This window comes from Lutibacter sp. (assembly GCF_021647475.1).
In the GTDB taxonomy this organism is placed as follows: domain Bacteria; phylum Bacteroidota; class Bacteroidia; order Flavobacteriales; family Flavobacteriaceae; genus Lutibacter.
Window position 1 is genome coordinate 1 of record NZ_JAKIUR010000055.1, and the last position, 18,342, is coordinate 18,342.

Sequence of the window (18,342 nt, forward strand, 5' to 3'; positions counted from 1 at the left end):
ATGTAGATATACTAAAATATGCTGCCTGAAAATATTTGAAATATATTTGGTGGAGTCATAGAATACGCAATGACGTAGCTTGTTGATTTTCAACCCAGTATTTATTTTCTTACATCGAACTCAGGTTTGTAAATTCATTGCATTTAAAAAGATTTTTAGTTTTAATTAGAGGTGAAAATGATAATGAAATAACTATTTTTTTTTAGTTATGTAACTACCTAAGGACCTCTATAATTTTAATTAGATACTTTCTACTAACTTTAATAGTTTATCAACATCAGAATCTAATTCCTTTGAATATTTTTTAGGAAAATTACCCCAGCCTTTTAGTTTTTCAGGTTTAGTATCACATAAAATTTCCCACATTTTTGCTTTACGAGAATCAATAAATTGTGATAAATTATGTGATACAGGTTTAAGATTGTATTTAATAGTTATAAAATTAATTTCAGCTTTTATCTCTTGAATCAATAAATTTATATGATAAATTTTTTTTTCGTCTTCATCATTAATTACGTTATTCATAATTTTATTGTTACTACCATTTAATTCTTGTTCAAGTTCTAAAGATAATTTTTCTATTAAGTAGATAGAAGATTCAAGTACTCTTTTATGATTATCGGAAAGTGCTATTTTTTTCATAGAATTAATTTCTTAAGGTTGCAGAAATTCTTAACGGATTACTAAGTAAATCAAGTGCATCTAAAATATTTTTACAAATAATATCTGCATTAACCATTGTTTTTATAGATGCACCTTCATCCTGAATAACTACAATACCTAGTACGGCACTTTTTAGCATTAAGCTATCATTTAAACCATTTCCTATTGCAATAACATTTTTTGAACCAAGGGTAGCTATAAATTTCTGTTTATATATTGCTTGTTTCTGTCCTTTAATTATGGTGCATTTGCAATGAGTATTTTTAAGGTTTTGCTGTGCTTTACCAAAAGTGTCAGCAGTAATTACATGAATATTGATAGTATTGGCTAAGAAGTTTAATTTTTCTTCTACTCCAAATATTAGAGTTCCATCAATAGCAATAGTTCCATTATAATCAAGTACTAGGTGTTTTGCTTGAATTATTTTTTTGTTTGGAATATTAATAGTTATCATAAAAATTAAATAAAAATTAATTTTTTCAGATTTTCAAGATTTAAATGTTATATGCGAATTTAGTGATTTTACTACTTGATTTAAAGTGGTTGTTCAACTTTTACAATTATATTAACATTAACCCTTTGTGCATTATGATGTAACAATCTGAGTTCGACCTAAGGATTTACTTTAAATAACTGAAAATCAAAATTTCATTGCGAAAATTATAAATGTAGTGCCATAATTTGAAGTAATCTTTTCATAAAAATGAGATTGCTTCCTCATTTCGCTTTGCTTCATTCATCGCAATGACGTAGCTTGTTGATTTTCAACCCCGTATTTATTTTCTTACATCGAACTCAGGTTAACAGTAAGTTTAAAGAATTAAAATGCACAATGAATTTTTTATACTAAAATAGTACTTCTACGCCATTTGTTATAATTATCTTTCTAAAAGATTATCTTAAAATAGTTTGTTTTCGGTCTGGTCCAACTGAAACAATTTTAACTGGAACTTCAACAAAATCTTCAATAAATTTGATATAAGATTTCAGTTGTTTAGGTAATCCATCAAAGTTTGAGATAGAAGTTAAATCTTCATTCCAACATTCAAATTCAGTAAAATTAGGCGTTACGTTGTGTGCTTCAATATTATATGGTAAATGTGTGATTTCTTCACCTTGATAATTGTATGAAGTACAGGCTTTTATTTTATCAAAACCAGATAAGACATCGGATTTCATCATCATTAATTGTGTGGCTCCATTAATTTGAACAGCATATTTTAAAGCTACTAAATCTAGCCAACCGCATCTTCTTGGTCTTCCTGTTGTTGCACCAAATTCATTTCCAACTTTTGCCATTTTTTTACCGTATTCATCAAACAATTCTGTAGGAAAAGGTCCTGAACCAACACGTGTTGTGTATGCTTTAAAAATACCAAATACTTCACCTATTTTACTAGGAGCAACACCTAAGCCAGTACAAGCACCTGCGGCAGTTGTGTTTGAAGAAGTTACAAACGGATAGGTTCCAAAGTCAATATCTAAAAGTGAACCTTGAGCTCCTTCTGCTAATATGGATTGATTATTATTTAGTGCATTATTAATATATTCTTCACTATCAATAAAAGGTATTGTTTTTAAAACGGTAATAGCTTCATAAAATTCAGTTTCTAATTCTGCTAAATCAAACTGAATATCTACATCAAAAAATGCTAACATTTTCAAATGTTTTGCGGCTAAAGTTTTGTATTTCTCTTTCCAGTTAGAAAGTTCTAAATCACCTACACGCATGCCGTTTCTGCCTGTTTTATCCATGTAAGTTGGTCCAATACCTTTTAAAGTAGAGCCAATTTTAGCTTTTCCTTTTGAAGTTTCACTTGCCGCATCCAATAATCTATGAGTTGGTAATATTAAATGTGCTTTTCTTGAAATAAAAAGTTTTGAAGGAATATCTAAATTAAATTTAGCTAAATCATCAATTTCTTTTTTAAAAATTACAGGATCAATAACTACTCCATTTCCAATAATATTTTTTGCTTTTTTGTGAAAAATACCTGAAGGAATAGTATGTAATACGTGTTTATGACCATCAAACATTAAAGTATGACCGGCATTTGGACCTCCTTGAAATCGAGCAATTAAGTCATAATTAGTTGTTAGAACGTCTACAATTTTACCCTTGCCTTCATCGCCCCATTGTAAGCCCAATAATAAATTTACATTCATTTAAATAGATATTAGTTGTTTTTGTTGTTTTTTATTCCGTAAAAATAAAGAGAGTGGTTATGAATTTTAATATCAAAAGTATCTTCAATCGTTTTTTTAATGGTTTCTATTCTTGGATCACAAAATTCAATAACTTCACTGGTGTCTGTTAAAATAATATGATCATGTTGTTTGTCAAAGTAGCATTTTTCGTAATAGGATTGGTTTTGACCAAATTGATGTCTTCTAACTAAACCACATTCTAAAAGTAATTCTATGGTGTTATATAGTGTTGCTCTACTAACCCGATAATTTTTATTTTTCATTTGAATATAAAGTGATTCAATATCAAAATGAACATCTAAATCATAAATTTCTTGTAATATGGCAAATCGTTCAGGTGTTTTTCTGTGTGCATTTGATTCTAAAAAATTAATAAAAACGCTTTTTACAATATTTTGATTCTCTTTATTCATAAAATACTTTTGAGCTTTTAGCTGTTGTTACAAAGTTACTTTTAATTTTTAAATATAATTTGACTTATTAATGTAGTTTTCAACTTTGTATTGTTAATAGTTATAATTTGTAAATTCTATCGACTTTATTAATTCCTTCAATTTTTTTAATGCTGGCACTTAATTTTTCAAGTTGTGCTTTATTTTTAACACTTAATAGTATTTTTCCTTCAAAAATACCATCATCCCCAGAAATATTTAAACTGTGGATATTTACATTCATATTATGTGATATAATTTGTGTAATTTCATTTACCATTCCTACATGGTCAATTCCATGTATTTTTAAAATGGCTTTAAATTCTTGCTTTGTAGAATCAATCCATTTTGCAGAAATAATTCTATAAGCATAGTTTGAACGTAAACTTACAGCATTTGGGCAATCGGTTTTATGTACTTTTATACCATCATTTATAGTTATAAATCCAAAAACTTTATCTCCAGGAATAGGATTGCAGCAAGGTGCTTTTTTGTATTCCAATTGCTCTTCATCTTTTCCGAAAACTAATGAATCAAATTTTTCAGTTACTTCATCTTTATCAATTTGATTGAGTTTTGGACTACGCTTAATTCTGTTTTTAAAAAAATTTACAATAGCATTATTTTTTTGTGCGGCAAACTCTTTTAGTTGTTTATTATCAATAGAACCGCTACCAATTCTAAAAAATAAATCTAGACTTGTGTTTAATTTAAAATAACTAACCAAATCATTAACTACTTTTTCAGAAAGTTTAATTTTAAGATGCCTTAATTTTCGTATTAAAATTTCTTTTCCTTCCTGTGCTATTAACTTTTCATCTTCCTTTAATGCATTTTTAATTCTAGTTCTTGCACGGGCAGTTACTACAAAATCTAACCATCCAAAACTTGGTTTTTGAATTTTAGAGGTAATAATTTCAACTTGATCACCACTTTTTAAAACCTGGCTTATGGGCTTTAACTTGCCATTTACCTTAGCTCCTCTACAATTCATTCCAACTTGAGAGTGAATGGCAAAAGCAAAATCTAATGCAGTGGCATTCTTTGGGAGTGCTTTTAAATCGCCATTTGGTGTAAAAATAAATATTTCCTTTGCATATAAATTTAATTTAAAATCTTCAACAAAGTCAATAGCATTACCACTTGGATTTTCTAAGGAGTCTTTAATGCGATTAAGCCAATCATCTAATCCGCTTTCGCGTTCATTTTGGTTTTTATATTTATAATGAGCTGCATATCCTTTTTCGGCAATTTCATCCATTCTAGCAGATCGTATTTGTACTTCAACCCATTTTCCTTTTGGTCCCATTACCGTTATATGTAAGGATTCATAACCAGTAGATTTAGGTTGGCTAATCCAATCTCTTAACCTACTTGGATTTGGTCTAAAATGGTCTGTTACAATTGAATATATTTTCCAAGCATCAAATTTTTCATCTTTTAAGGTAGATTCATAAATAACTCTAATGGCAAACTTATCGTAAACTTCATCATAGGTTACACCTTGAGTGAGCATTTTTTTACGGATAGAATATATAGATTTTCGTCTTCCTTTAATTATATATTTAAATTCTTCTTTATCTAAAGATATTTTAATAATGTTTGAAAACGATTCTATATATTTATCTTGTTCTTCTTTACTTTGAGTTATTTTTTGTTTAATATCATTATAAACATCTGGTTCTGTGTATTTAAGACCTAGGTTTTCTAACTCAGTTTTAATGTTATACAGACCTAAACGATGTGCTAAAGGTGCATAAATATATAAGGTTTCAGATGAAATTTTCAACTGCTTATGTATTGGCATTGCATCCATTGTTTTCATATTATGCAAACGGTCTGCAATTTTGATTAAAATTACTCTTACATCATCATTTAAAGTAAGTAGCATTTTTCTAAAATTTTCTGCTTGTAAAGAAGTGTCTTTATCTTTTTTTAGATGTGAAATTTTAGTAAGTCCATTAACAATTCTACCAACAGTTTCTCCAAATAACTGCTCAATATCTTCAATGGTGTAATCCGTATCTTCTACAACATCATGTAATAAAGCTGAAATAATTGAAGTAGCTCCTAATCCAATTTCATAAGCTACAATTTTAGCAACAGCTATTGGGTGAAAAATATAAGGTTCTCCTGTTTTTCTTCGTTGATTTTTATGAGCTTCAAGAGCAATATCAAAAGCTTTTCTTATTTCTTTTTTATCGGTAGTAGTAAAAGTTTGATACGCACCTTTAAGCAAATCTTTATATCGCTTGGTAATTTCTTTATTTTCTTCTTCTGTGCTTAAGTTGTACGTCATAGATTAAAAATACTATTTTAAAATTTAATAGGCAACGACTAAATTATTTTTTTAAATTTTGAATACGCTGCAGTAAGGTTGGATGAGAATAATGTATTTTAACATACAGATTATCAGGAGTTAAATTACTTAAACTATTTTTAGATAATTTTTTTAAGGCATAAATTAATGAAGATGAAGTAAAATGGGTTTTGGCATAGTTATCGGCTTGATATTCAAACTTTCTAGATAATATATTCATAAAAAAACTTGTAATTTCAGAAATAGGACTATACAATATTGAAAATGCAATTAAGCCAATATGAAAACTATTAGTACTAACTCCTAAAGCTTGTGATAAGGCTAAATTACCAACTAATAAAGATAAAATATATAAGGTGAAGCCCATTAATAAAACTGATAAAATCATATTATAAATAATGTGTTTGTTTTTATAGTGGCCAACTTCGTGTGCCAAAACGGCTACAATTTCATCAGTGGTTAAATCTTTAATTAAAGTATCATATAAAGTAATACGTTTTTGACTTCCAAAGCCAGAGAAATAGGCATTTGCTTTAGAAGAACGTTTTGAACCATCAATAACATAAATATTTTGAATTTTAAATCCGATTTTAGAAGCAAACTGTTCAATAGCAGTTTTTAATTCTCCATCTTCTAAAGGTGTTTGTTTATTAAAAATGGGAACAATTAATTTAGCATAAAAAAGATTTAATAAAATACTAAATCCACTAATTAAAATCCATGCATACCACCAAAAATTAATCGTGGTAATTTGATAAAACCAAGTAATAAGTGCTAAAATTCCGCCACCAATTAGTATTAACATAAGCCAACTTTTAATTTTATCTAAAACAAAAGTTTTTAACGTGGTTTTATTAAAACCAAATTTTTCTTCAATTACAAAAGTTTTGTAATAGGAAAAAGGAATGTTTAATATATCACTTCCAAAAAATATAATTCCGAAGAATATAAGTGCAATTATAATTTCATTTTGAGAAAAACTTCTGGCAATAGAATCAACTATTGCAAAACCATCAATCCCAAAAAAAAGTAAGGTAACAATTAAGGAAAATGTACTTGTAATTAATGAAAATTTATGATTAACTTTCTTGTAGTTTTGCGATTTAATGTATTCTTTTTCTGAATAAATATCATTTAGTTCTTTTGGAATTGCATCGTTAAAATGACTAGCATTTCTAGAATCTAAGAAGGTGTCAAAAAGATATTTTGCCACAATAATGGCTATTAAAATATAAAATAAAGTAGTTGGATTCATAAGGTTATTTTAAATTTCGTTGTCTAATTGCTTCAAAAATAATGATTGCTGCACTCACGGAAACATTCATAGAATCAATTTCTCCTTTCATAGGAATAATTATATTTTGAGTGGTATTTAAAAGCCATTCATCCGTTAATCCTGTGGCTTCTGTGCCAACTATTATGGCAGTAGGTTTTGTATAATTTACGGTTTGATACGCTACGGAAGCAGTTAAAGCTGCACCATACATATTTATATTATTATCTTTTAAAAATTGTATAATTTCAGAAGTAGATCCTGTAGCAATTTGAGTGGTGAAAATACAGCCAACACTTGAACGAATAATATTTGGATTGTACATATCCGTTTTAGGATTGGCAATTAAAACTGCATCTAAACCAGCGGCATCAACGGTACGCAATAAAGCGCCAATATTACCTGGTTTTTCTGGTGCTTCAGCTACCAAAATTAATGGATTTTTAGTTTTAAATGTAAGACTATCTAAATTTAATTTTTTGGTTTTAGCAACAGCTAAAATTCCTTCAGTGGTAGTTCGTAAAGCTAATTTTTTATATACATTTTTTGAAATTTCAATAATTTCAACAGTATCATTTTTGTTTTCTAATAAACTATCAATCAAATTAATATCAAAAATTGAAACGTCAATCAGCAAAGTTTTAATAGTATAATTTCCTTTTAAAGCTAAGGAGATTTCACGCAATCCTTCAATTAAAAATGTAGCTGTTTTTTTTCGTAAACGCGACTTTTCTTTAAGTTGAATTAGCTCTTTAATATAACTGTTTTGTGGACTTGTAATTTGTTTGTGCATAGTGCGAAAATAAACCTTATTCGCTATAATTGATGAGATTTATAGTAATTAATTAATAAGAATACTACTTTATTGTATCCTTTTATTCCATCTTTTTGTTTGTTTGCTTTTAAAAAAGAATTGTAGAAACTTTTAAAATATTTTTCACTCCAGTTTTGATATTTTTTCCAAAAGGTTTGATTTTGTTGAATATCTTTTAAAATTCCTTTATTTACAGAAGTTTTAAGCAATTTATATTCCTTCGGATTTTTATTGTAAAGTTCATATAAACAATATTTTAAAGCCATTAAATAACCCGCATAATTAAAATAAGAATCTTTAGAATTTATTGTAGCTAAGTAACCAACAAAATTTGCACCACTTTCAGAAGCAATTCCAATTTGATGTGCCATTTCATGACAAACGGTTGCTGGATAAGAATTTTTAGGAATTAAATAATTTACTTGTGCTTCATTAGTAAACGGATTTAAATATCCGGCAAATCCCATATAAGTTAATGGCACACTAAACAAGGAACTTTTAACTGAAAAGTGGTTGTATGTAAAAGTATCATTTTCTTTTGCCAATTGTTTATAAGCATCAAAAGCCATAATGCGAAGCTCTTTTTTTGGATATGGATTTGCTACAATTACAGTATCATTTTTAGTGATATGTTGTTGAATTTCATTTGTTTTAATGATTAATTTCTTTGTAAAATCAACCAATTCAGTTGTTGAATACTTAGAATTAGAAATGTTTAACACAGAAGTTAAAGGAAGTTTTAAATAATTTAAACCCCAATTAAAATTAAAAAAGAAAATAACTACAGAAAGTATTCCTAAAGTTTTAAAAAAAAATGTTTTAAAATGAAATTTTTTATTTTTTAATAAATTATATAGATTCTTAAATATTAAAAGAATTAGCACAAAATAAAAAATATCTCCAACTGAAAAAGGAATCCATCCAAAAACAATTCTTAATAAATTTGAAATAATTTTATACAATCCATTTGTATAAAAAGCTTCAATTAGCTTTGGATACATTGCTAATAATTGAATAAATGCCCATTGAATAACTAAAATGATAGTCAGAATTTTATAAACTTTTGCCTGTTTCATACGTCACAAATATAAAAATTAAAAGTAGTATAGTTACTTATTTAGTTAACTCGTTGTACATTTTGACTCTTTAAACTTACTGTTACATCAGTTCGAGTAATTTTTTATCAAAAATCACTCAATGACGTCATTACGAAAGAGGTACGATTGAAGTAATCTCATACTAAGAAATGGATTACCTTGTTATATACTCCTCGCAATGACGAAACTAAAATAACGTTATTCTCAGCAGATTGCTTCACTTCACTGCGTTTCATTCGCAATGACGTCATTACGAAAGAGGTACGATTGAAGTAATCTCATACTAAGAAATAGATTACCTTGTTATATACTCCTCGTAATGATGTAACAAAACAAACTCTTAAAATTAATTTTAAAATTCTAAAGCAATATGCTATATTTACGGCAAATAATAACAATAACCCAAAAAAATAATTGTTGCTTAATTAATGAATAATCAGAAATCAAATAAAGAAAATTGGTTATTTGAAATAACTCCAAAAAACAAACTCTTCAATTTAAATTTAAAGGAAGTTTGGCAATATCGTGATTTATTGATGTTATTTGTAAAACGCGATGTAGTTACTTTATACAAGCAAACCATTTTGGGACCACTTTGGTATTTGATTCAACCACTGTTTACATCGATAATATTTACTATAATATTCAATAAAATTGCGGGTATTGATACGGGGAACATTCCGCCGTTTTTATTCAATTTAGCTGGGGTTACTTCTTGGAATTATTTTAAAGAATCTTTAACCGCAACTTCCGATACTTTTAAAAAGAATGCCAGTTTATTTGGTAAAGTTTATTTTCCTCGCATTATTATGCCTATGAGTATTGTAATTTCTAATTTATTAAAATTCGTAATTCAATTAGGCGTATTTATTGGTTTTTATGTGTATTACGTTTATAGTGGGTATGCTATATTTCCTAACAAATTGGTAGTATTATATCCACTATTAATAATTATAATGGGAATGCTTGGTTTAGGATTAGGTATGATTATTTCATCGATGGTTACAAAATATAGAGATTTAACCTTTTTAGTTGGGTTTGGAGTGCAATTATTAATGTATGTATCAGCAGTAATGTATCCTATTTCTTTAATAAAAGAAAAATTAGCAGATTATTCTTGGATAGTAGAGTACAACCCAATGGCACACATTATAGAAACTTCCAGAATTATGTTATTAAATGATGGTAAATTTGATTTTTACGGAATTATGTATTCAGTTATAACCACCATTATCATATTTTTTGTAGGTTTATTAATATTTAACAGAACGGAAAAAAGTTTTATTGATACGGTGTAGCTCCCTAACCCCAAAAGGGGAATAAAGGAAAAAGTATAAAGTATAAAGGTCGGCAGACAGGGAGCAAAAACGACGTGGTTATCTCACTATAAAAGTTTAGATTGCCACAGTTTTTTATCAAAAACTTCGCAATGACGAAATTAACGTCATAACGAGGCGAGTAACGACGAAGTAATCTGTAAATAAAGAAACAGATTGCTTCATTACATTCGCAATGACGAAATTAACGTCATTACGAGAAGAGTAACGACGAAGTAATCTGTAAATAAAGAAACAGATTGCTTCATTACATTCGCAATGATGAAATTAACGTCATTACGAGGCGAGTAACGACGAAGTAATCTTTTAAATAAGAAACGGATTGCTTCATTCCATTCGCAATGACAAAATTAACGTCATTACGAGAAGAGTAACGACGAAGTAATCTTTTAAATAAGAAACAGATTGCTTCATTACATTCGCAATGACAAAATTAACGTCATTACGAGAAGAGTAACGACGAAGTAATCTTTTAAATAAGAAACGGATTGCTTCATTACATTCGCAATGACGAAATTAACGTCATTACGAGGCGAGTAACGACGAAGTAATCTGTAAATAAAGAAACAGATTGCTTCATTACATTCGCAATGATGAAATTAACGTCATTACGAGGCGAGTAACGACGAAGTAATCTTTTAAATAAGAAACAGATTGCTTCATTACATTCGCAATGATGAAATTAACGTCATTACGAGGCGAGTAACGACGAAGTAATCTTTTAAATAAGAAACAGATTGCTTCATTACATTCGCAATGACGGGTAAAAAATATAAATGAAGTTAAATGAGTAACACCATATTAAAAATAGAAAACCTCTCCAAACAATACCGATTAGGCACAATTGGTACAGGTACCATAAGCCACGATTTAAACCGTTGGTGGCACAAGATACGAGGAAAAGAAGACCCATTTTTAAAAATAGGGGAAGTAAATGACCGTGCTACTAAAGGAACTTCCGATTATGTTTGGGCATTAAAAGATATTAATTTTGAAGTGAAAAAAGGAGAAGTACTAGGCATTATTGGTAAAAATGGAGCAGGAAAATCTACCTTATTAAAAATACTATCAAAAGTTACAGGGCCAACAACAGGAAGTATAAAATCTAAAGGACGCATAGCGTCTTTATTAGAAGTTGGTACCGGATTTCACCCGGAGCTTACCGGTAAAGAAAATATTTTTTTAAATGGTGCTATTTTAGGAATGACCAAAGCAGAAATTAATTCAAAATATGATGAAATTGTTGAGTTTTCTGGCTGTGAACGTTATATTGACACACCTGTAAAGCGTTATTCTAGTGGTATGACCGTTCGTTTAGCATTTTCAGTAGCCGCACATTTAGAACCTGATATTTTAGTGGTGGATGAAGTTTTAGCGGTTGGTGATGCCGAATTTCAAAAGAAAGCCATTGGTAAAATGCAAGATATCTCTAAAGGAGAAGGTAGAACCGTTTTGTTTGTAAGTCATAATATGGCAGCTGTAAAGAGTTTGTGTACTAAAGGTATTGTGTTGGAGAATGGTGGAGTTGTTTTTGAGGGGGAGATAGATAAATGTATCGACTTTTATTTATTAAAAAGCAGATCACAGACAAATTTATTACCACTTGAAAGAACAGATAGGATTGGATCTGGCAAAATAAAGATAAAAAATTTAAAATTTTTAAATAGAAACAAGGAAGAAGTTTTAGGTATCTTGTCTGGTGATGAACTGAATATTGTAGTGGAAATTGATATTTTTGAGAAAGTCAATTTTGATAAGTTAATTATATCCATTGCATTTCAAGATAGTAGAAAAAATACAATTTTACTTTTTTCAAGTGATGAAATGGGGGCTGAATTTGATAATTTAAAGGATTCTAACAATTTAAAATTAAGAATTCCTTCACTGTTTTTAAGAGGAGGAGAATATAATATTAGAGTAGTAATTGCAGAAGGAGGAACGAGAAAAGAAAATTTTTTAGATATGATGGATAATGTTGCTTCAATAAATATTTTGCCTAGAGATATATATAATGTTGGAAAAATAAATAGAAGTTTGAATCAAGCAATTTTAATAGGATACTTTGAAAGTTAATATATTTTATCTATGAAATTATATAAAAAAATAAGAACACTATTTGTACTTAGTAAGAGCAATAAATATTTTTCGAGTTCAAAAAAATACTGGCAAAATCGATATTTATCGAATGAGAATTCAGGTTTTGGCTCTTATGGAAATCTTTCTATATTTAAGGCAAAAGTGGTAAACGACTTTATTACTAAAAAAAATATTAGAACAATTATTGATTTTGGATGTGGAGATGGGAATCAGCTTAAATTGGCAAAATATGATAATTATATAGGTATTGATGTTTCGGATAAAGCAATAGAAATATGTAAAAAGATGTATAATGGTGATAATTCCAAGAAATTTTATACTTACAATAAATATCTAGAGCAAAATTATCAAGCAGAACTTTCACTTTCTTTAGATGTTATATTTCATTTATTAGAAAATGATATATTTTCTGATTATATGTATAACTTATTTTCTGCTTCTACAAAATATGTAATAATTTATTCAAGTAATTACGATAAATATATTGCTAAACATGTTAGGTGCAGAAAATTTACTGATTGGATTGATGTTAATTTGAAGGATGAATTTAAGCAAATTGATTTTATTAAAAATATATATCCATTTAATGAAAATGACCCAAAAGGAACTTCAATGTCAGATTTTTTTATTTACAAGAGAATTTACTAAAATGAAAAGTCTAAATTGAAAATTTAATGATTGTAATTATCTTTAACTTTTATGAGTTAGTTTAATAAAATAAGATTATGAAAATTGCTTTTGTATTAAATTCCTTTCCGGTTGTTTCAGAAACATTTATTGTTAATCAAATTTGCTCTCTAATTGATTGTGGTCATGAAATTACCATTTTGGCTTTTAATAAAAATGAAAACGAAATAATACATAATTCAATTTTAGAATATAATTTACTAGATAAAGTTAATTATTGGATTCCTGAGCCTAAAAATAAGATAAGGCGATTATTATATATTATTAAATTTATATTTAAAAGGAAAGAAGATTATAATTACTCCAAAGTTATCAAAGTTTTTAATTTTTTTAAGTATGGGAAAAAAGCCTTGTCATTAAATTATTTCTTCAAGAATCAATGGTTTTTAAAAAATAATAAATTTGATATAATTCATTGTCATTTTGCACAATTAGGAATTTTTATTTCCCAATTGAAAAGAGATGGATTTTTAATGGATGAAAAGCTAGTAACCTCATTTCACGGTTGTGATATAGATCCTAGTAAAGTTGAAGATTACAAAAAAAATTATCAAATATTATTTGAAAATATAGATTTATTCACATATAATTCAACATATTCGATTAATATTATTAGGAAAATAACTGAAGTAACTAAAAAATTTAAATTTTTACCAGTAGGTTTGGATACTCAAAAATTCAATAAAAAAAAAATATTAAAATCAGCTTCGACCAAAACAGAAATATTATTTTGTGGGAGATTAGTACCTTTTAAAGCTCCTAATTTAGCAATTGAGATTGTTAAGGTTTTGATTGATAAAAAGTATAATGTTCATTTAACAATAATTGGAGAAGGTGAATTAAAGCAACAAATAATTGACCAAATTAATAAATATAATATTAAAAATAGTGTAACAATGATGGGGGCTGTAAGCCAAGAAGATATAATATCAATTATGGATGATACAGATTTATTTTTGATGCCAGGCATTGAAGATGAAAGTACAGGTAGGGCTGAGAATCAAGGATTGGTAATTCAAGAAGCACAAGCTATGCAGTTACCTGTAATCGTATCTGATGCTGGAGGTATGAAATATGGGCTAATTGAAAATAAAACAGGATTTGTTGTTAAACAAAAAGATATTTTAGGATTTGTAGATAAAATTGAAGAATTGATAAAAAATTCTAAATTAAAAGATTCAATGGGATTAGAAGGACGAAATTTTATTGTAAAAAATTATGATTCTAAAATTTTATGTAACAAATTAGTAAATTATTACAAATTATAGTATATGAAAATTCTACATATAAACACAATGGATGAAGGTGGTGCAGCAATTGCATGTATTAGAATTCATTTGGGCTTATTAGAAAGAGGTATTGATTCTAAAATTCTTTTATTAAATAAAAAAAGGAATATTAAAAACACATATAAATTTAAAGTAGATAAACTTACATTTTTAGATAAGGTTATTAATAAAATTGGAAAAATATTTGTTCACAAGAATAATAAATTTGATATTTCAACTTTTGATGGTGTAGAAATGTTATCATTTCCTAACTCTAAACATAATATATTAAATCATCCTTTGTATAAGGAAGCTGATATAATTCAACTAAATTGGGTTTCTACTTTTTTGGATGAACCTTCCTTTTTTGCAAATAATACAAAACCAATAGTTTGGAGAATGCCTGATTTATATGCTTGTGGTGGTGGTTATCACTATGAAGTAGGCTTTCCTTTTAAAAAATTGGAAAAAGTATTAAATAAAAATTATAGTATAAGAAAAAAGGCACTTAAAAATGTAGATATAACTTTTGTCCCAATATCTAAATGGGTAAAAGGTAAAGCCAATGAGAGTAAGTTATTAGAACGTTTTGAAAAAACAATGATACATAATGGCGTAAATTTTAATGTTTTTAAAAAATTAAATAAAATCGAATCCCGAAAAATATTTAATTTACCTCAAGAAAAAAAAATAATCCTCATAGGTGCAGATAGGTTAAATACTAAGCGTAAAGGTCTAGAATTGGCACTTGATGCGTTAGATAAGATTGATTTAAAAGAAACAGTAATTGTAATATTTGGAAATTCAAGTTGTAAGTTGCCAAAAGAAATTATATCAGTTGGATCTGTAACTGATGAAAGACTATTACCTGTATTATATAGTGCATCTGATTATTTTTTAATGTCTTCAATTGAAGAAGCTTTTGGGCAGGTAACAATTGAGGCATTAGCTTGTGGTGTACCAGTTATTTCATTTCCTAATGGTGGTAGTTTAGATATTATTAGACCAAATGAAAATGGGGTGTTGGCAAGAGATTTTACTGTAGAAAGTCTAGCTCAAGCAATAAATGAAGCTTTAAACATGGAATTTAGTGATGATATAATTATAGAAGATATCAGAGAAAGGTTTAATATAGTTGATAAAGTAAACGATTATATTGACTTGTATAAATCATTATTAAAATATTAATAATATGAAATTGTTATTGTTTATATTACGAAAATTTTATGGTAAAATATTTGGTTTAAAAATACGTACTTTTTCTAATCGAATACCTCCACAATTTACTGGTCAAGAATCTTCAGATTTAATTTATAATAAACTAAATTCTAAAGAGCCTTGTATGATTTCAAGACTTGGACATACTGAATTTAGTTGTGTTTATATTTATAAGTTAAGTCAAAGCAATATTATGAAAAAGTATTTGAAATATATAATTGGAGATATAGATGGTTTTGGATATACACCTAAAATGAAGCATAATATACAACATAATGCAGGTTTTTTTCCTGCAACAGATAAAAATTTAGATAAATTTTCTAAATTAATTCTTTCTGACATTAAAGATATTGATATATTAGGATCAATAATTGACTATGAAAATGAATTTATTAAAGAACTTGAAGGTGCTATTAAAATAAAATTTAATGATTTAAATTCATTTAATCATACTGATCCTTGGAGTAAAGTGTTAAAAGAAAAAAAAATATTGATTATACACCCTTTTGTAAAAAGTATAGAAAGACAGTATAAGAAAAGAACATTATTGTTTAAAAATGAAAATGTGTTACCTGAGTTTAATTTGATTACTTATAAACCTGTACAATCTATAGCAGGTAATTTTGAATCTTTAGATTTTACAAATTGGTTTGAAGCATTAGAGAGTATGCAACAAGATATTTCAAAAATAAATTTTGACATTGCAATTATTGGTTGTGGAGCTTATGGTTTACCTTTAGCAGCTTTTATTAAAAGAATGGGTAAAAAGTCAATTCATATTGGAGGAGGAGTGCAATTACTTTTTGGTATTATTGGTAGGCGTTGGGAAACGGAATACAATCTATCTATGTATATAAATGATTATTGGGTTAGACCTGATTCATCCGAGAAGCCAAATAATTTTAAGGATGTTGAAAATGGTTGTTATTGGTAAACTAGGTAGAATAAAATATGGGTTTAAAACTATCAATTATCATGATAAATTATAACAATACACTTGGTTTAAAAAAAACGATGCAAAGTGTTGTAAATCAAATTTGGAGAAATTTTGAATATATTGTTATTGATGGTAATTCTTTAGATAATAGCGTAGCAATTATTAATCTTAAAAAATTCAATTTCAGTTATTCAGCCTTCACTATTTGAGGGATGGAGTACAGTTGTCGAAGATTCAAAAGCTTTGAATAAGCATATATTACTTTTAGATTTAGATGTACATAAGGAACAAATACAAAATAATTGTGATTTTTTTGAACGAGAAAACGAAAATCAATTAAGTATATTGTTAGAAAAATATCATATAATTCACCAAAAAATAAAATGCAAATTGATTATAAAATTAATATTCATAAATTTGGAATTGATTTTATAAATCTTATTGAATTAGCAACAATATGAAAAAAGCACTAATAACAGGAATTACAGGACAAGACGGAGCCTATTTAGCAGAATTATTGTTAAATAAAGGCTATGAAGTACACGGTATAAAACGAAGAAGTTCATCGTTTAATACCAACCGTATAGATCATTTATACCAAGATCCTCATGAAAAAAAACGAAGGTTTATTCTGCATTATGGAGACCTAACAGATGCTATAAACCTTACACGTATAATTCAAGAAATACAACCTGATGAGATTTATAATTTGGGAGCAATGTCTCATGTAAAAGTAAGTTTTGACACACCCGAATATACCGCCAATGTAGATGGTTTAGGAACTTTGCGTATTTTAGAAGCGGTTCGTTTATTGGGCTTAACAACTAAAACCAGAATTTACCAAGCATCTACATCAGAGCTGTTTGGAATGGTACAAGAAACACCACAAACCGAAAAAACACCTTTTTATCCTCGTAGCCCTTACGGAGTAGCCAAGATGTACGGCTACTGGATTACCGTAAATTATAGAGAAGCCTACGGAATGTATGCTTGTAATGGTATTTTATTTAATCATGAATCTCCACTTAGAGGCGAAACCTTTGTAACTCGTAAAATTACCAGAGCAGCATCAAAAATTGCCTTAGGAATGCAAAACACCTTATATATTGGTAATTTAGATGCTAAACGAGATTGGGGACACGCAAAAGATTATGTAGAAGCTATGTGGTTAATGTTACAACAAAAAAAAGCTGAAGATTTTGTGATTGCTACTGGAGTAACCACTTCGGTACGTGATTTTATTACTATGTCATTTGCAGAAGTAGGCATTGTATTAGAATTTACAGGTGAAGGAGAAAAGGAGATAGGGAGCATTAAATCTTGTTCAAATTCTGAGTATCAGTTAGAAATAGGAAAAACCGTAGTAAAAATAGATCCTACTTATTATCGTCCAACCGAAGTTGATATGTTAATTGGTGATGCTACAAAATGTAGAGAACAACTTAATTGGCAACCAAAATATAAATTAGCAGACCTTATTAAAGAAATGATGGAAGCAGATATAAAACATTTTAAAAAGGAAAAATATTTACAAGAAGGAGGACACGATACGTTAGATTATAATGAGTAGCAAAGCGTCAGTTCGAGTGCTTGTGTGAAGAGTATTGGAATACAAGTGTATCGAGAACAGTTTTGAAAAGTGAAAAGTTGAGAATGAAACGTCTTTGCGAAGGAGGCACAACTGTGGCAAACTCATAAATAGAACGTTAGTACGAATGTTTGTATGAAGAGCATCGGAATACAAGAGTATCAAGAACAGTTCTGAAGAAGTGAGAAGTAAGAATAAAACGTCTTTGCGAAGGAGGTACGACTGTGGCAAACTCATGAATATACATCGCAGAACCTAATAAAAACATTACCCAAAAACAGGGCAAACTCACACTTTTTCTTTGATAAAAGCTAGATAATCAGTTGATTTATAGTTGTCAAAGTTATTAATTATTTGTATATTATACTGATAATCAATAATTTACATCAATGACATCAAGTAGT

At 28.0% G+C, this 18,342-nt stretch carries 16 protein-coding genes; 8 read left to right on the forward strand and 8 right to left on the reverse strand.

What is annotated here, in order from left to right; all coding sequences use genetic code 11:
- Window positions 1-240: 240 nt before the first annotated feature.
- The 8 genes from L3J60_RS11405 to L3J60_RS11440 all read right to left on the reverse strand — a co-directional run bounded on the left by L3J60_RS11405 (window position 241) and on the right by L3J60_RS11440 (window position 8,785).
- A complete protein-coding gene (locus tag L3J60_RS11405; protein ID WP_291975668.1) occupies window positions 241-642 on the reverse strand; it encodes a hypothetical protein in 402 nt (133 codons plus the stop codon).
- A 4-nt stretch (window positions 643-646) separates the two neighbouring features.
- Window positions 647-1,117 carry a hypothetical protein gene (locus L3J60_RS11410; protein WP_291975669.1) on the reverse strand — a complete coding sequence of 157 codons (471 nt, stop codon included), beginning with the start codon at window positions 1,115-1,117 and terminating at the stop codon, window positions 647-649.
- Window positions 1,118-1,557: 440 nt separating this feature from the next.
- Window positions 1,558-2,829, reverse strand: a complete 1,272-nt coding sequence (locus L3J60_RS11415) for an adenylosuccinate synthase (RefSeq protein ID WP_291975670.1) — start codon at window positions 2,827-2,829, stop codon at window positions 1,558-1,560.
- An 11-nt stretch (window positions 2,830-2,840) separates the two neighbouring features.
- Window positions 2,841-3,284 (reverse strand): transcriptional repressor, encoded by a 444-nt coding sequence (locus L3J60_RS11420; RefSeq protein ID WP_291975671.1) that lies wholly within the window; start codon window positions 3,282-3,284, stop codon window positions 2,841-2,843.
- A gap of 100 nt (window positions 3,285-3,384) precedes the next feature.
- Window positions 3,385-5,601: a RelA/SpoT family protein gene (locus L3J60_RS11425; RefSeq protein ID WP_291975672.1), complete on the reverse strand. Its 2,217-nt coding sequence runs from the start codon at window positions 5,599-5,601 to the stop codon at window positions 3,385-3,387.
- A 43-nt stretch (window positions 5,602-5,644) separates the two neighbouring features.
- Window positions 5,645-6,877: a M48 family metallopeptidase gene (locus tag L3J60_RS11430; RefSeq protein ID WP_291975673.1), complete on the reverse strand. Its 1,233-nt coding sequence runs from the start codon at window positions 6,875-6,877 to the stop codon at window positions 5,645-5,647.
- Window positions 6,878-6,881: 4 nt separating this feature from the next.
- Window positions 6,882-7,688: an RNA methyltransferase gene (locus tag L3J60_RS11435; protein ID WP_291975674.1), complete on the reverse strand. Its 807-nt coding sequence runs from the start codon at window positions 7,686-7,688 to the stop codon at window positions 6,882-6,884.
- A gap of 23 nt (window positions 7,689-7,711) precedes the next feature.
- A complete protein-coding gene (locus L3J60_RS11440; protein WP_291975675.1) occupies window positions 7,712-8,785 on the reverse strand; it encodes a DUF3810 domain-containing protein in 1,074 nt (357 codons plus the stop codon).
- A gap of 449 nt (window positions 8,786-9,234) precedes the next feature.
- Here L3J60_RS11440 and L3J60_RS11445 point away from each other — a divergent pair, with 449 nt between their 5' ends.
- From L3J60_RS11445 to gmd, 8 genes are all read left to right on the forward strand, one after another.
- Complete coding sequence (locus L3J60_RS11445) at window positions 9,235-10,104, forward strand: ABC transporter permease (RefSeq protein WP_291975676.1); 870 nt, start codon at window positions 9,235-9,237, stop codon at window positions 10,102-10,104.
- Between the two features lie 825 nt (window positions 10,105-10,929).
- Window positions 10,930-12,216: an ABC transporter ATP-binding protein gene (locus L3J60_RS11450; protein ID WP_291975677.1), complete on the forward strand. Its 1,287-nt coding sequence runs from the start codon at window positions 10,930-10,932 to the stop codon at window positions 12,214-12,216.
- A gap of 12 nt (window positions 12,217-12,228) precedes the next feature.
- A complete protein-coding gene (locus tag L3J60_RS11455) occupies window positions 12,229-12,888 on the forward strand; it encodes a methyltransferase domain-containing protein (protein WP_291975678.1) in 660 nt (219 codons plus the stop codon).
- Between the two features lie 77 nt (window positions 12,889-12,965).
- On the forward strand, window positions 12,966-14,195 hold the full coding sequence (locus L3J60_RS11460) for a glycosyltransferase (protein ID WP_291975679.1): 1,230 nt from the start codon (window positions 12,966-12,968) through the stop codon (window positions 14,193-14,195).
- Between the two features lie 3 nt (window positions 14,196-14,198).
- Window positions 14,199-15,383, forward strand: coding sequence for a glycosyltransferase (locus tag L3J60_RS11465; protein ID WP_291975680.1), 1,185 nt, complete (start codon window positions 14,199-14,201; stop codon window positions 15,381-15,383).
- Between the two features lie 4 nt (window positions 15,384-15,387).
- Window positions 15,388-16,347 (forward strand): hypothetical protein, encoded by a 960-nt coding sequence (locus L3J60_RS11470; RefSeq protein WP_291975681.1) that lies wholly within the window; start codon window positions 15,388-15,390, stop codon window positions 16,345-16,347.
- Between the two features lie 41 nt (window positions 16,348-16,388).
- Window positions 16,389-16,559 (forward strand): glycosyltransferase, encoded by a 171-nt coding sequence (locus L3J60_RS11475; protein ID WP_291975682.1) that lies wholly within the window; start codon window positions 16,389-16,391, stop codon window positions 16,557-16,559.
- 248 nt (window positions 16,560-16,807) lie between these two features.
- On the forward strand, window positions 16,808-17,920 hold the full coding sequence (gene gmd, locus L3J60_RS11480) for a GDP-mannose 4,6-dehydratase (RefSeq protein WP_291975683.1): 1,113 nt from the start codon (window positions 16,808-16,810) through the stop codon (window positions 17,918-17,920).
- Window positions 17,921-18,342: the final 422 nt, after the last annotated feature.

What these genes read in the sequence shown, in the direction of transcription:
- L3J60_RS11405 (WP_291975668.1), bottom strand. Translation starts at nt 642, where the DNA reads ATGAAAAAAATAGCACTTTCCGATAATCATAAAAGAGTACTTGAATCT.
- L3J60_RS11410 (WP_291975669.1), bottom strand. Translation starts at nt 1,117, where the DNA reads ATGATAACTATTAATATTCCAAACAAAAAAATAATTCAAGCAAAACAC.
- L3J60_RS11415 (WP_291975670.1), bottom strand. Translation starts at nt 2,829, where the DNA reads ATGAATGTAAATTTATTATTGGGCTTACAATGGGGCGATGAAGGCAAG.
- L3J60_RS11420 (WP_291975671.1), bottom strand. Translation starts at nt 3,284, where the DNA reads ATGAATAAAGAGAATCAAAATATTGTAAAAAGCGTTTTTATTAATTTT.
- L3J60_RS11425 (WP_291975672.1), bottom strand. Translation starts at nt 5,601, where the DNA reads ATGACGTACAACTTAAGCACAGAAGAAGAAAATAAAGAAATTACCAAG.
- L3J60_RS11430 (WP_291975673.1), bottom strand. Translation starts at nt 6,877, where the DNA reads ATGAATCCAACTACTTTATTTTATATTTTAATAGCCATTATTGTGGCA.
- L3J60_RS11435 (WP_291975674.1), bottom strand. Translation starts at nt 7,688, where the DNA reads ATGCACAAACAAATTACAAGTCCACAAAACAGTTATATTAAAGAGCTA.
- L3J60_RS11440 (WP_291975675.1), bottom strand. Translation starts at nt 8,785, where the DNA reads ATGAAACAGGCAAAAGTTTATAAAATTCTGACTATCATTTTAGTTATT.
- L3J60_RS11445 (WP_291975676.1), top strand. Translation starts at nt 9,235, where the DNA reads ATGAATAATCAGAAATCAAATAAAGAAAATTGGTTATTTGAAATAACT.
- L3J60_RS11450 (WP_291975677.1), top strand. Translation starts at nt 10,930, where the DNA reads ATGAGTAACACCATATTAAAAATAGAAAACCTCTCCAAACAATACCGA.
- L3J60_RS11455 (WP_291975678.1), top strand. Translation starts at nt 12,229, where the DNA reads ATGAAATTATATAAAAAAATAAGAACACTATTTGTACTTAGTAAGAGC.
- L3J60_RS11460 (WP_291975679.1), top strand. Translation starts at nt 12,966, where the DNA reads ATGAAAATTGCTTTTGTATTAAATTCCTTTCCGGTTGTTTCAGAAACA.
- L3J60_RS11465 (WP_291975680.1), top strand. Translation starts at nt 14,199, where the DNA reads ATGAAAATTCTACATATAAACACAATGGATGAAGGTGGTGCAGCAATT.
- L3J60_RS11470 (WP_291975681.1), top strand. Translation starts at nt 15,388, where the DNA reads ATGAAATTGTTATTGTTTATATTACGAAAATTTTATGGTAAAATATTT.
- L3J60_RS11475 (WP_291975682.1), top strand. Translation starts at nt 16,389, where the DNA reads ATGATAAATTATAACAATACACTTGGTTTAAAAAAAACGATGCAAAGT.
- gmd (WP_291975683.1), top strand. Translation starts at nt 16,808, where the DNA reads ATGAAAAAAGCACTAATAACAGGAATTACAGGACAAGACGGAGCCTAT.